The organism is Pantoea sp. BJ2 (assembly GCF_040255075.1).
Taxonomy (GTDB): Bacteria; Pseudomonadota; Gammaproteobacteria; order Enterobacterales; family Enterobacteriaceae; genus Pantoea; species Pantoea leporis.
On sequence record NZ_CP158292.1, the window covers coordinates 2321953 to 2334933 of the forward strand.

General features: G+C 54.5%; 13 protein-coding genes. 5 read left to right on the forward strand and 8 right to left on the reverse strand.

Translation table 11 applies throughout. The annotated features are described in order from the left end of the window. Position 1: 1 nt before the first annotated feature. The 4 genes from AAF463_RS10715 to copC all read right to left on the reverse strand — a co-directional run bounded on the left by AAF463_RS10715 (position 2) and on the right by copC (position 2578). Positions 2-214 carry a cold-shock protein gene (locus AAF463_RS10715; RefSeq protein WP_007889586.1) on the reverse strand — a complete coding sequence of 71 codons (213 nt, stop codon included), beginning with the start codon at positions 212-214 and terminating at the stop codon, positions 2-4. Between the two features lie 720 nt (positions 215-934). After that, entirely contained in the window at positions 935-1282 is a 348-nt protein-coding gene (locus AAF463_RS10720; protein ID WP_061718597.1) for a YebY family protein, read from the reverse strand. A 33-nt stretch (positions 1283-1315) separates the two neighbouring features. Continuing rightward, positions 1316-2197 (reverse strand): copper homeostasis membrane protein CopD, encoded by an 882-nt coding sequence (gene copD / locus AAF463_RS10725; protein WP_350260709.1) that lies wholly within the window; start codon positions 2195-2197, stop codon positions 1316-1318. A 3-nt stretch (positions 2198-2200) separates the two neighbouring features. Then, entirely contained in the window at positions 2201-2578 is a 378-nt protein-coding gene (gene copC / locus AAF463_RS10730) for a copper homeostasis periplasmic binding protein CopC (RefSeq protein ID WP_101764170.1), read from the reverse strand. Between the two features lie 153 nt (positions 2579-2731). On the opposite strand from copC, the gene AAF463_RS10735 reads away from it, so the two are divergent. Together AAF463_RS10735 and exoX are read left to right on the forward strand one after the other, a co-directional pair. Further along, positions 2732-2962, forward strand: coding sequence for a DNA polymerase III subunit theta (locus tag AAF463_RS10735; RefSeq protein WP_217546444.1), 231 nt, complete (start codon positions 2732-2734; stop codon positions 2960-2962). Positions 2963-2965: 3 nt separating this feature from the next. After that, complete coding sequence (gene exoX / locus AAF463_RS10740) at positions 2966-3634, forward strand: exodeoxyribonuclease X (RefSeq protein ID WP_101764169.1); 669 nt, start codon at positions 2966-2968, stop codon at positions 3632-3634. Here the strand turns inward: exoX and AAF463_RS10745 are convergent. Continuing rightward, entirely contained in the window at positions 3628-5691 is a 2064-nt protein-coding gene (locus AAF463_RS10745) for a prolyl oligopeptidase family serine peptidase (RefSeq protein ID WP_350260710.1), read from the reverse strand. The genes exoX and AAF463_RS10745 overlap by 7 nt on opposite strands. A gap of 139 nt (positions 5692-5830) precedes the next feature. Next, a complete protein-coding gene (locus AAF463_RS10750) occupies positions 5831-6472 on the reverse strand; it encodes a DUF533 domain-containing protein (protein ID WP_350260711.1) in 642 nt (213 codons plus the stop codon). A gap of 161 nt (positions 6473-6633) precedes the next feature. On the opposite strand from AAF463_RS10750, the gene purT reads away from it, so the two are divergent. After that, complete coding sequence (purT, locus tag AAF463_RS10755; protein WP_312463971.1) at positions 6634-7812, forward strand: formate-dependent phosphoribosylglycinamide formyltransferase; 1179 nt, start codon at positions 6634-6636, stop codon at positions 7810-7812. A 43-nt stretch (positions 7813-7855) separates the two neighbouring features. Here the strand turns inward: purT and AAF463_RS10760 are convergent, their stop codons facing one another. Both AAF463_RS10760 and zwf read right to left on the reverse strand, forming a co-directional pair. Next, the gene (locus AAF463_RS10760) at positions 7856-8497 is read right to left on the reverse strand and encodes a bifunctional 4-hydroxy-2-oxoglutarate aldolase/2-dehydro-3-deoxy-phosphogluconate aldolase (protein WP_008110463.1); all 642 of its coding nucleotides are present in this window, start codon (positions 8495-8497) and stop codon (positions 7856-7858) included. Between the two features lie 189 nt (positions 8498-8686). After that, complete coding sequence (gene zwf, locus AAF463_RS10765) at positions 8687-10162, reverse strand: glucose-6-phosphate dehydrogenase (protein ID WP_064738913.1); 1476 nt, start codon at positions 10160-10162, stop codon at positions 8687-8689. Between the two features lie 372 nt (positions 10163-10534). Here zwf and AAF463_RS10770 point away from each other — a divergent pair, with 372 nt between their 5' ends. Next, the gene (locus AAF463_RS10770) at positions 10535-11389 is read left to right on the forward strand and encodes a MurR/RpiR family transcriptional regulator (RefSeq protein WP_101764164.1); all 855 of its coding nucleotides are present in this window, start codon (positions 10535-10537) and stop codon (positions 11387-11389) included. A gap of 107 nt (positions 11390-11496) precedes the next feature. Further along, positions 11497-12939 (forward strand): pyruvate kinase, encoded by a 1443-nt coding sequence (gene pyk, locus AAF463_RS10775; protein ID WP_101764163.1) that lies wholly within the window; start codon positions 11497-11499, stop codon positions 12937-12939. Positions 12940-12981 lie beyond the last annotated feature (42 nt).

The window sequence follows — 12981 nt, forward strand, 5'->3', positions numbered from 1 at the left end:
ATTACAGACCTAATACATTTGTTGCAGACGGACCTTTTGGACCATCTTCAACTGAAAACTCAACACGCTGACCTTCATCAAGTGAGCGATAATCAGTGCCCTGAATGGCTGAGAAGTGGACGAAAACGTCCTTGCTGCCATTTTCAGGAGAAATAAAGCCGAAGCCTTTTTCTGAGTTGAACCATTTTACCGTTCCAAGAATTTTATTAGACATAATTTTTACCTTTTAAATGAGCCTATTGGCGTAAGGGCCGAGTTGCAGATACGAATCAGAACTTAGGATAAGACTCAAAGAGAAAGGGCTTGAAGCGGCACTAACCGGGATGAGAAATACAATGGGAACTAACCTTCTAACTGTCTGCTATTCAGACCGACGACGCATTAACGCATTTATCTTACCAGGTAGCAAGGTAAAAAAATTTTTATTTCATATAAAAAAGAAAAACAGAAAATAGAAAAACCCACCGAAGTGGGTTTAATCATCAATCAGGCTGCTTGTCGCCCGACTCCGGTGCCAGACTCTCATCATCTTTTTCATGCTCATCCGGCTTCACCTTAGTCTCTTCTTCAAGCTCATCCGCTTCGATCGGTCTATCAGACATAAATCCTCCTGAGTTGCTTAGAGAATTAAGTGTAGATGCCAGCATAAAGGTAAGCCTAACGCGTGCAGACAATTCATTATTATGCAGATAAAAAAAGACCCAATACGATTCCTGTATCGGGTCCAGGGAAATGGCTCTTTGGGAGCCGTGCGCTAAAAGTTGGCATTTTTGCAGGCGAGGACGCCTTGCCATTTAAAGGTAGACCAGGATTGCTGGTTTTCCAGCCAATCATGCGGTTTGGTTGCGAAAGGTGACAACTCTGTGATCGTGGTGACAGAACGAGAAAGCAAGCGTAGCGGCAGAATTGTGCGCTACGCCTGAGAATATAGGGATTACTTACCGCACAGTTGCTGCGCGCGGTCGATGATCGGTTGCAGACTCATTTTCTGGCCTGGATGGGCTTTATCAACGGCGACAATGGTGTCGATCGATTGCAGCGTGCCCTGCCCGGCCGTTTTGCGCGCAAAGGCTTTATCGTTGAGCGGATACTGCAACAAAGTGCCTGGATTAATCGCGAACAGCGCGCCGTCTTTCTCGCAGGTCAACATCACCTCTTCGCGGGTGAAGGGCCATTTGTCTTTTCCAATCTCAAAACGGCTGACGGTAATAATCTGTGCCGCCATCGCCTGGCTGCACAGCGCCATCAATACGCAAGCTGGAATCAGTTTCTTCAGCAAAATATCGACCTCATTTCATCTTCTTGAATGTTACATTCAGGCCGGTGACAGCGTGGCAAACACGCTCACCAACCCAATTACAATAATGGCCAGCAGCAGCTCAAGCTGAGTCAGGCGAATAAACAGATGCGCTGCGTTAATGGCCGCCAGGCGAAAGCGCGGCACCAGCAGATAGCGATTGGTCAGCGCAATAGCGATCATCAGCATGACCAGCAGCACTTTCACCATCAGCAGCTCGCTCCACAGCGTGGCTTGCCAATGCAACGGCGATCCGGCAATCAGCACGCTATTGATGATGCCCGTCAGCAGCGCGAGCGCCACCGCCAGGTGACCGTAACGCGAGAAGCGCATCATGCAGCGAATCGCATCGGTGCGATAAGCGATCTGCCGCGCTTCACGCATCAGTAATAACAGCGGCAGTAATCCGCCCGCCCAGAATGCAGCCGCAATCAAATGCAGCGCGTGATTGCCTTGTTGCAGCAATCCGGGCCAGCCATCACGCATCGCGGCATGCCCAACACCGGCTAACGCCACCAACTGTAACAGGCCGCTGCACAGCAGCAGATTTTGCCGCAGTGTGCCACGCAGCAGTGGCGCTAACGTGCTCAGCAGTGCGAACGCGATTTCCCAACGCCAAACCCGGCCGAAGCGCGTGCTGAGCACCGCCTGCCAGGTTGCGCTGTCACTGACATTACGCCAGTCGCCGCTCATCAAGCCGGTTTGCGTTGCCAGCATCAACAGGGCGCTGAATAAACTCAGCAGCGCGCTGGTACGGAGAAGTAAAGCTAAACGCTGTGATAGCAGCGGACGATAGCGGCGCGGCGCCAGTAGCGCGGTATAAAAGGCGCTACCGGCGAGCAGCAGCACCGACAAAAAATGCAGCGCTCGCAGTCCAATCCACAGCGTGCTCAAACTCATCAATCATTTCACGCTGAAGGTGTAGCTGCCTTTAGTTTTATGTCCATCAACGGACAGCACATGCCAGTTCACCTGGTAGTTGCCCGACGGCAGCGGCTGGCTGATCGGTACAATCAGCTGATCGTGTTGTTTATCGTTGAGTTTGGCTTTTCCAACCGCCACCGGTTGATGTTGTGCATTGAGCACATCCACGCCACTGAATGCCGCTTCAACATCCTCGGTAAAGGTCAACGTTAAATTCTGCGGGGAGGTTTCCACCACCGCTTTGTCGGCTGGGACCGGGGTTTTCAGGTGAGCGTGTGCCATAGCAACCTGGCTGAAGGCCAGCGTTGATGACGCCAGAAGTAGCGCGACGACAGCGTTGAACGCAGTTTTCTTCATGACTTCTTCCCTATTAACTGCGGCAAACCACCGCAAACGTGGCAGCAGGATACGCCGCCGATCCGCAGGTGTCGAGACTTGCGGTGCGATCCAATCCGCTTGATCCCGGGGTCCGAAACCATTACTTTTGCCCCTGTTTATCAGGAGAAAAGCATGAGCCAAAACCTTGCCCTGCTCTCGCAGGAAGAGAAAGACAAAGTCAATGTCGATCTGGCCGCCGCGGGCGTTGCATTCAAAGAGCGCTACAATATGCCGGTGATTGCCGAAATGGTGGAGCGCGAGCAGCCTGAAGCGCTGCGTGACTGGTTTCGTCAGCGCTTAATGAACTATCGCCAGGCTTCGCTTAGCCTGGCGCGCCTGCCCTACGAACCGAAGCAGAAGTAATTTATGTTACGTGTAATTGATACCGAAACCTGCGGCCTGCAGGGTGGCGTGGTGGAAGTGGCGTCGGTGGATGTCATTGATGGTCAGATCGTCAATCCGATGAGCGACTTAATCTGCCCGGATCGCCCCATCAGTCGTCAGGCGATGGCGGTACATCGCATTACGGAAGCGATGGTGATGGGAAAACCCACTATCGAAGAAGCGATTGGCCGCTATCACGGCAGTCCGCATTACGTGGCGCACAACGCCAGTTTTGATCGCCGCATGTTGCCCACTATGCCGGGCGAATGGATCTGCACCATGACGCTGGCGCGTCAGCTGTGGCCAGGCATCAAATATGGCAATCAGGCGCTGCGCCACAGCCTGAAGCTGGATGTCACGCCACCGGCCGAACTGCATGCGCACCGCGCGTTGTATGACTGCTACGTCACCGCTGCGCTGCTGATCCGCATTATGGAAACCTCCGGCTGGAACGCCGAGCAGATGGCGAATTTGTGCCAGCCCGCGCCCGTAAGCGGCGATGTGTTCCCGTTCGGCAAATATCGCGGTCAGAGTATTGGCAGTATCGCGCGTAAAGATCCCGGCTATCTGCGTTGGGTGCTGGAAAATGTGCGTGATTTGCGCCCACCGTTACGGCAGGCGCTGCGCAAGTATGTGAAGAGCGATCAGTAATCGACGCGGTCTGGCAAGCTGCCCTGCGCCAGGCCAATCAGGAAAGTGAACTCCTGCGCCACCCCTTCATACGCTTTGAAGCGGCCCGATTTACCGCCGTGGCCAGAATCCATCTCGGTGCAAAGTAACAGCAGCGAATCATTGGTTTTCAGCTCACGCAGTTTCGCCACCCACTTAGCCGGTTCCCAATACTGCACCTGCGAATCGTGCAGACCGGTGGTGACCAGCAAATGCGGATAGGCTTTGGCCTCGATGTTGTCATACGGACTGTATTGGCGAATGGTGTGATAGAACTCCGCCTGTTCGGGATTGCCCCACTCATCGTATTCGCCGGTGGTCAGCGGAATCGTCGGATCGAGCATCGTCGTTACCACATCGACAAATGGCACCTGCGCCACCACGCCGTGGAACAGCTCCGGCGCCATGTTCACCACGCCGCCCATCAGTAATCCGCCGGCGCTGCCGCCCATCGCGTAGAGCTGCTGGCGACGACCATAACCCTTCGCCACCAGCGCTTCGGTGACATCAATAAAGTCGGTGAAGCTGTTGATTTTATTCTTCAGGCGGCCACCGTCGTACCATTGCTGGCCGAGCTCGCCGCCGCCGCGCACGTGAATTATCGCGTAGACGAAGCCGCGCTCCAGCAAGCTGATGCGGCTGGTGCCAAAGCTGGCATCCATGCTGCTGCCGTAAGCGCCGTAACCGTACACCAGCAACGGATTGTTGCTGCGCTGGAAATGCTTGCGGTGATAGACCAGCGAAACCGGAACCTCTGTGCCATCACGCACCGTGATCCACAAATGCTCACTTTTGTAATCCTCCGATTTGAAGCCCGGCACCGGCGTGCGCTTCAGTACGCGACGATCGCCGGTTTCCATGTTCAGTTCAAACAAGGTGGTCGGCGTGGTCATGGAAGAGTAGCCGTAGCGCAAGGTGTCGCTTTCTGGCGAAGGATTGTAGGCAAGCCAGGTGACATAGGCGGGATCGTCGAAGGCGATACCAAAGCTTTCGCCGCTCTCCCAGTTTATCTGCCGCAAGGTGTTTACGCCGTGCTGGCGTTCTTCGACTACCAGCCAATGACGAAACAGCTGGAAATCTTCCAGCACCACGTTGTCACGCGCCGGGATCAGCGATTGCCAGCGTGCTTCCGCCAGCCACGCGCTGCGATAGAGCCCGAAATTTTTGCCATCGCGATTTGAGCGGATATAGAACTGATGATTGTAGTGATCGATGCTGTATTCGTGGTCGCGGCGACGTGGACAAAAGGTTTGCGGCTGCGCATCCGGATATTCGGCGTCGATCAGCAGAATCTCGCTGGTGTTGGTGCTGTACAACGCAATCAGAATGAAGTGCTCGGAGGTGGTTTTATGCACGCTGAGGTGGAAAGAGTCATCCTTCTCTTCATACACCAGTTGATCGTCAGATTGCGGGTGGCCCAGCTCATGGCGCCACACCTGATACGCCAGCAGCGTTTTCGGATGCTTACGCACGTAATAGAGCGTGCGGGAATCGTTGGCCCAGGCAACGCTGGATGACGCGTTGGTCAGCACTTCCGGATACCAGCTACCGCTCTGCAAATTACGGAAGCGAATGCCGTATTGGCGGCGCGACAGGAAGTCTTCCGCTAAGGCCATCACCTGATTGTCCGGTGTAATCGCCAGCGCGCCCATGGTGTAAAAATCACTGTGCGCAGCCCGCTGGTTTCCATCCAGCAATAGCTGCCAGGGCTCATCAGCTGGCGCGTCAACGGGCTGCCGGAAATAAGCCGGATACTCGTTGCCCACTTCATAGCGGCTTTGATAGCGATAACCGTTTTTAACATAGGGCACAGAGTGATCCTGCGGTGGAATGCGGTCAACGATCTCTTTCAGCACCCGTTCCTGCAGCGGATTCTGCGACGCCATCATCGCACGGCCGTAATCATTTTCGGCGTGCAGATGGGCCAGCACCTCTGGATTCTCGCGGTCGTCATCACGTAACCAGTGATAATTATCGATGCGCGTTTCACCGTGCAGCTTCATGACATGGGGAATTTTTTTCGCGTGTGGCTGATTCATTAGGCTCTTCTCCCTGAAGGACAACATTCAGCAAGCGTGGCACTAATCACGCACGATGCCAAGCTACACGCAGCATCACTTTACGCAGGGTAAGCAAAAGATGAAAAGCGAAGGCTGCGGATGCAACCTTCGCACGGAATTAAGCAGCTTTTTCCGCGTCGATATCGCGCTGGATACCGTCGCGCACATCCTGGGGGATTTTCAGCGCATCGCCGAGCGCGGAGAGATAGCTACGCTCCATAAAGTGGTCGACATCAATGGCTGCACAGCTGAGGAAATAGAGTTCCAGCGCCTCTTCTTCATTTTTTACGTCAGCGGCCAGCCAGTTGGGATCGAGCGGGCGATTCATCGCCTGCTGAATCAGCGCTTCGGCTTGTGCGCCGTAGCCGGCCTGCTTGATATTTTGCTCAATGGCGGCACGCTCTTGATCGTCAATGTGACCATCACTTTTCGCCGCGAACACCAGCGCCGTGACTAAACGCTCTGCGCGTTGATCCATCGGCGTTTGCAGCTGGCCAAAGCCCGCATCGTCCTGATGGGTTTCACGTATGCGCTGTTTGTATTTGTTCCACAATAGCGCGCCCGCCGCCGCGCCGCCGCCCAATAGCAAGGCTTTGCCGCCATATTTGGTCAGCAGCTTACGCGTGGATTTGCTGCCTACCAGCAATCCCGCCAGCCCGCCCAATGCGCCCGGGGCCAGCATGTCACTTAAACCGCCCGATTTTCCGTCTCCACCCTTTTTCGCCAGCACCGATTGAATTTGCTGCAGCCAATTGCTCATCGTTTAACTCCTGTTTAATTTTCCGTTCTCCATGCTGCCGCAGGCTGTGTCAGTTAACGTCAGAGCGGGAAAAGTATGGCAAACCTGATCGCGGCGAAAGCGTGAGTACGCAAACGTTTTCGTTTATACTGCGCGCGCATTTTGACTGCTAAGGTGAAATTATGACGACTCTCGGAACCGCGCTGCGCCCTGCCGCTACGCGTGTCATGCTGTTAGGTTCAGGCGAATTAGGCAAAGAAGTGGCACTTGAGTGCCAGCGTCTTGGTGTGGAAGTGATCGCGGTGGATCGTTACGCCGATGCTCCGGCGATGCACGTGGCGCATCGCAGCTATGTGATCAACATGCTGGACGGCGACGCGCTGGCCGCGCTGATTGCCGAGGAAAAGCCGCACTTCGTGGTACCAGAAATTGAAGCCATTGCCACCGAAAAACTGCTGGAGCTGGAAGCGCAAGGTCAGAAAGTGGTGCCGACCGCACGCGCCGCACGTCTGACCATGAACCGCGAAGGCATTCGCCGTCTGGCGGCGGAAGAGTTGTCCTTACCGACCTCGACTTACCAGTTTGCTGACAGCAAAGAGAATTTTGTGGCCGCGGCTGAGGCGATTGGATTCCCGTGCATCGTTAAGCCGGTGATGAGCTCATCCGGTAAAGGCCAGAGCTTTATTCGCGAAGCCAGCCAGCTAGATAAAGCCTGGGATTATGCGCAGCAAGGCGGACGTGCCGGTGCGGGCCGCGTGATCGTTGAAGGCGTGGTGAAGTTTGATTTTGAAATCACCCTGCTGACCATCAGCGCAGTAGACGGCATTCACTTCTGCGCGCCGATTGGTCATCGTCAGGAAGATGGCGATTATCGTGAATCATGGCAGCCGCAGCAGATGAGTGAACTGGCGCTGCAACGCGCGCAGGATATCGCCGCTAATGTGGTAAAAGCGCTCGGTGGATATGGCCTGTTTGGCGTGGAGCTGTTCGTATGCGGTGATGAAGTGGTGTTCAGCGAAGTGTCACCGCGTCCGCATGATACCGGCATGGTCACGCTGATTTCGCAGGATCTGTCCGAATTCGCCCTACATGTGCGCGCTTTCCTCGGCCTGCCGATTGGCGGCATTCGTCAATACGGTCCCGCTGCGTCGGCAGTGATTTTGCCTGAGCTGAACAGCCAGAACGTCGTTTTCGGAAATATCGAAGCCGCGCTGGGTGCCGGATTGCAGCTGCGCCTGTTTGGTAAGCCGGAAATCGCCGGTCAGCGCCGATTAGGCGTGGCTTTGGCAACCGGTGAAAACACCGATGACGCTATCGCGCGCGCCGTGGCGAGTGCGGCCGCGGTACAAGTCGAAGGTTAAGTAAGATTAAGTGGTCGCCATCAATGGCGACCGATTCATGAACTTATGCGCGAGCGCCTTCAACCGCTTCACGCGCCAGACGCGTAATGCGATCCCAGTCACCGCTTTCCAACGCATCATTCGGTACCAGCCACGAACCGCCAATGCACAGCACGCTTTTCAGCGCCAGATAATCCCGATAGTTGGCTGGCGAGATGCCACCGGTTGGACAGAAACGCACCTGCGGGAACGGACCGCCAATCGCGGATAATGCTTTCACGCCACCATTGGCTTCCGCCGGGAAGAATTTGAACTCCCGCAGGCCGTAATCCATGCCAGTCATCAGTTCTGAAACCGTGCTGATACCTGGAATCAATGGCACCGGACCTTCAACCGCGGCTTTCAGCAGCGATTCCGTCAACCCTGGGCTGATGACAAACTGCGCACCGGCGTCAGTGACTTCTTTCAGTTGCTGGGTGTTGATCACCGTGCCCGCACCGACAATCGCTTCCGGTACTTCTTTAATCATTGCACGCAGTGCGTCCATCGCCACCGGGGTACGCAGCGTCACTTCCAGCACGCGCACACCGCCAGCCACCAGCGCTTTCGCCATCGGCACCGCGTGTTCCAGCTTGTTCACCACGATGACCGGCACGACCGGGCCAGTTTTCAGGATCTGTTCAGCACTTGTTTTCCAGTTCTTCATCACGTTTCCTTGGTTGCATCAGCCCGGCGTTTGGCCACGCTGTCAATTATTGGGCTCTACCATACAAGATCGGCTGGAGCGGCGTCCATTGGATATCAGAATTTTTTGAAACTCTGGTTCACTTTTCAGAAAAATGAATTCTGGACGTAAAAAAAAGCCCGCACATTTGGCGGGCTCAATATTAGGTTTCTATTCGAACTCGTTCCAGGAACGGCCATCGCGAGTAATCATCGCGACAGAGGCAACCGGTCCCCATGTTCCCGCCTGATACGGCTTCGGCGCTTCGGCATCGGCGCTCCAGGCATCAATGATCGAATCCACCCAGCCCCACGCTGCTTCAACTTCATCACGACGCACAAACAGCGCCTGAATACCGCGCATGGTTTCCAGCAGCAGACGCTCGTAAGCATCGGCCAGATGCGACTGGTTGAAGGTTTCGGAGTAGCTCAAATCCAGCTTGGTGGTCTGCAGTTTATGCTTGTGGTCAAGTCCCGGCACTTTGTTCAGTATTTCGATATCCACGCCTTCGTCCGGCTGCAGACGAATGGTCAGCTTGTTCTGCGGCAGTTCAGCGTACGAATCCTTAAACAGGTTCATCTCAGGATTCTTGAAATACACCACCACTTCAGAGCATTTGGTTGGCAAGCGCTTGCCGGTACGCAGATAGAACGGCACACCAGCCCAACGCCAGTTATCGATATCCACGCGAATAGCAACAAAGCTTTCCGTGGCGCTCTGCTTGTTAGCGCCCTCTTCTTCCAGATAACCTGGCACTTTCTTGCCCTGCACAAAGCCGGCGGTGTACTGACCGCGTACGGTTTTCTCGCGCACGTTGGTTTGATCAATACGACGCAGTGAGCGCAGCACTTTCACTTTTTCATCACGAATCGCATCCGCGCTCAGATCGGACGGCGGCGACATGGCAATCATGGTGAGGATCTGCAACAGGTGGTTCTGAATCATGTCACGCATCTGGCCGGCTTTGTCGAAGTAACCCCAACGGCCTTCGATGCCCACCTCTTCTGCCACGGTGATCTGCACGTGATCGATGGTGCGATTGTCCCAGTTGTTGACGAAGATGGAGTTGGCAAAACGCAGCGCCAGCAGGTTGAGCACCGTCTCTTTACCGAGATAGTGGTCAATACGGAAAACCTGGCCTTCTTCGAAGTATTTGCCGACGCTGTCATTGATCTCTTGTGAGGTTTCCAATGAGGTGCCGAGCGGCTTTTCCATTACTACGCGTGCCGGTTTGGCGTTCAGCTTGGCGGCGCCCAGACCGTCGCAAATCGCGCCAAAGGTGCTTGGCGGCATGGCGAAGTAGTTAATGGTGACGCGGTTTTTCTGGTCAAGCATTTTGCCCAGTTTGGTGAAATGCGAGGTGTCATTTACGTCGAGGTTACAGAAGTCGAGACGGCTGCTGAGGGTGTCCCACAGCGCTTCATCGATCTTCTCTTTCATGAAGGTTTCCAGCGCTTCACGTACCACTTTGGTATACGCGGCTTTATCCCAATCCGCGCGACCCACGCCAATAATGCGAGTGGTTTCATGAATCTGACCGGCTTTTTCCAGCTGATACAGTGATGGCAACAGTTTACGGCGCGCGAGATCGCCTTTGGCACCGAAAATCACCAGATCGCATGCCTGGGCTGTTTGAGTAACCGCCATTTTCCTCTCCTCGTTGCAGGATATACCCGGCTTGAGCGTTCTCATCACGCCAGGTCCTTATTGTAATTTTCTTACAGCACAATGTACGTTTTTAGCGGGTTTAGGACAACCCGAACGCAGTGTTTTGCTGGCGTTAACTGTGAACGTAATAAAGGTGTTAAGTGTGTTGTAGCGTGCCATTTGAGCACATTTTCTGTTTCGATATTTGTCGTGGCAAAACACGTCAGCGATCAAAGTATCGCAAAAAAATCGCGTTTACATTTGTCCTCCGCTGCGTGCGAGGGGCTATTACACGGTATATTCTTGTGAATTGGCAGCGATTTCATTGATTGATGAACGCGAAAAAGTGATTGACGCTCATTAGGTTAAACCATGCTGGAACAGATTCAGGCGCAACTCGATGCGTTAAGCAAATCAGAACGTAAAGTCGCAGAGCAGATTCTTGCCGCGCCGCAACAGGCGATGCACTCCAGCATCGCCACGCTGGCACGCGCCGCTGACGTCAGCGAACCGACGGTGAATCGCTTCTGCCATCGTATGGGCACGCGCGGCTTCCCTGACTTCAAATTGCAGCTCGCGCAGAGCCTGGTCAAAAGCCCGAACTGGGTGAGTCGCGATGTGGAAGAAAATGACAGTGTGGAAAGCTACAGCCACAAAATCTTTGATTCCGCGTTAGCGGGCCTCAGCCGCGTCCGCCAGCAACTCGATTCTCAGGTGATTCGTCAGGCGGTTCAGGCGCTGTCAAAGGCGCATAAAATTGCCTTTTTTGGCCTTGGTGCCTCCGCCGTGGTGGCACATGACGCCACCAATAAATTTTTGCGATTTAATCTGCCGGTCATCTGGTCAGAGGATATTGTGATCCAGCGCATGAGTTGCATAAATAGTGGTCCAAACGATGTGTTTGTTCTCATCTCACATACTGGTCGCACCAAAAATATGGTAGAACTGGCTCGCCTGGCGCGTGTAAACGCTTCCACTGTGCTGGCTATCACTTCTCCGGGTTCCCCGCTGGCGGCGGAAGCCACGCTGGCTTTGACGCTCGACGTACCCGAAGATACCGATATCTACCTGCCAATGGTTTCCCGCCTCGCACAATTAACCGTGATTGATGTTCTGGCGACAGGGTTTACCCTTGAGCGCGGCGCTGCTTTCCGTGAAAATTTGAAACGGGTGAAAGAAGCGCTGAAAGATTCACGCCTGGAGAAACAGGCGCAGGAAAATAATTAACATCACATTCACAATGTGAGTCGAATCACAGCCCATCGATCATATAGAATAGATGAACACTACGTGTCACTTGAGAGCGACACGATACTTTGCTAACGGAGTCCTTCATGTCCAGACGTCTCAGAAGAACCAAGATCGTTACAACCCTCGGTCCAGCCACCGATCGCGACAACAACCTCGAAAAAATCATCGCGGCGGGTGCTAACGTTGTACGACTCAACTTCTCCCACGGCACACCGGAAGATCATCAGCAGCGCGCCAATAAAGTCCGTGAAATCGCGGCGAAACTGGGTCGTCACGTAGCGATCCTTGGCGACCTGCAAGGCCCAAAAATTCGCGTATCGACCTTCAAAGAAGGCAAAGTGTTCCTCAACGTCGGCGATCGTTTCCTGCTGGATGCTGATTTAACCAAAGGCGAAGGCGATAAAGAAAAAGTCGGTATCGACTATAAAGGCCTGCCAGAAGATGTAGTGCCCGGCGATATCCTGCTGCTGGACGACGGTCGCGTGCAGCTGAAAGTGCTGGAAGTTCAGGGCGTAAAAGTATTCACCGAAGTCACCGTCGGCGGCCCGCTCTCCAACAATAAAGGCATCAACAAACTCGGCGGCGGTCTCTCTGCCGATGCGCTGACCGAGAAAGACAAAGTTGATATCGTTACCGCCGCGAAAATCGGCGTGGATTATCTGGCGGTCTCCTTCCCGCGTAACGGCGAAGATATGAATTATGCCCGCCGTCTGGCGCGCGACGCCGGCTGCGACGCCAAACTGGTGGCGAAAGTGGAACGTGCTGAAGCCGTTGCCTCACAGGAAGCGATGGATGACATCATCCTCGCCTCTGACGTGGTGATGGTTGCGCGTGGCGATTTGGGTGTGGAGATTGGCGATCCTGAACTGGTGGGTATTCAGAAAGCGTTGATCCGTCGCGCTCGCCAGCTGAACCGCACCATCATCACCGCCACGCAGATGATGGAGTCGATGATTACCAATCCAATGCCAACGCGTGCCGAAGTCATGGACGTGGCGAACGCCGTGCTGGATGGTACCGATGCGGTGATGCTGTCGGCGGAAACCGCTGCTGGCCAGTATCCGGCTGAAACCGTCTCAGCGATGGCGAAAGTGTGCCTCGGCGCAGAGAAAATCCCGAGCGTTAACGTTTCTAAGCACCGCCTGGAAGTACAGTTCGATAACGTCGAAGAAGCGATTGCCATGTCGGCGATGTATGCTGCCAACCATCTGCAAGGGGTTTCAGCGATCATCACCATGACCGAATCGGGCCGTACCGCGCTGATGACCTCACGTATCACGTCCGGTTTGCCGATCTTCGCCATGTCACGTCACGAACGTACGCTGAACCTGACGGCGCTGTACCGTGGTGTTACGCCAGTGTTCTTCGACAGCAACAACGATGGTGTTGCTGCCGCGCACGATGCAGTGAATTTGCTGCGCGAAAAAGGTTTCCTGGTTTCTGGCGACCTGGTGATTGTCACCCAGGGCGACGTGATGTCGACCACCGGCACCACCAATACCAGCCGTGTTTTGCGCGTAGACTAATACGCACCACCCACAGCGGCTGTAACAACATGGACAAACGCG

What these genes read in the sequence shown, in the direction of transcription:
- AAF463_RS10715 (WP_007889586.1), bottom strand. Translation starts at nt 214, where the DNA reads ATGTCTAATAAAATTCTTGGAACGGTAAAATGGTTCAACTCAGAAAAA.
- copD (WP_350260709.1), bottom strand. Translation starts at nt 2,197, where the DNA reads ATGAGTTTGAGCACGCTGTGGATTGGACTGCGAGCGCTGCATTTTTTG.
- copC (WP_101764170.1), bottom strand. Translation starts at nt 2,578, where the DNA reads ATGAAGAAAACTGCGTTCAACGCTGTCGTCGCGCTACTTCTGGCGTCA.
- AAF463_RS10735 (WP_217546444.1), top strand. Translation starts at nt 2,732, where the DNA reads ATGAGCCAAAACCTTGCCCTGCTCTCGCAGGAAGAGAAAGACAAAGTC.
- exoX (WP_101764169.1), top strand. Translation starts at nt 2,966, where the DNA reads ATGTTACGTGTAATTGATACCGAAACCTGCGGCCTGCAGGGTGGCGTG.
- AAF463_RS10745 (WP_350260710.1), bottom strand. Translation starts at nt 5,691, where the DNA reads ATGAATCAGCCACACGCGAAAAAAATTCCCCATGTCATGAAGCTGCAC.
- AAF463_RS10750 (WP_350260711.1), bottom strand. Translation starts at nt 6,472, where the DNA reads ATGAGCAATTGGCTGCAGCAAATTCAATCGGTGCTGGCGAAAAAGGGT.
- purT (WP_312463971.1), top strand. Translation starts at nt 6,634, where the DNA reads ATGACGACTCTCGGAACCGCGCTGCGCCCTGCCGCTACGCGTGTCATG.
- AAF463_RS10760 (WP_008110463.1), bottom strand. Translation starts at nt 8,497, where the DNA reads ATGAAGAACTGGAAAACAAGTGCTGAACAGATCCTGAAAACTGGCCCG.
- zwf (WP_064738913.1), bottom strand. Translation starts at nt 10,162, where the DNA reads ATGGCGGTTACTCAAACAGCCCAGGCATGCGATCTGGTGATTTTCGGT.
- AAF463_RS10770 (WP_101764164.1), top strand. Translation starts at nt 10,535, where the DNA reads ATGCTGGAACAGATTCAGGCGCAACTCGATGCGTTAAGCAAATCAGAA.
- pyk (WP_101764163.1), top strand. Translation starts at nt 11,497, where the DNA reads ATGTCCAGACGTCTCAGAAGAACCAAGATCGTTACAACCCTCGGTCCA.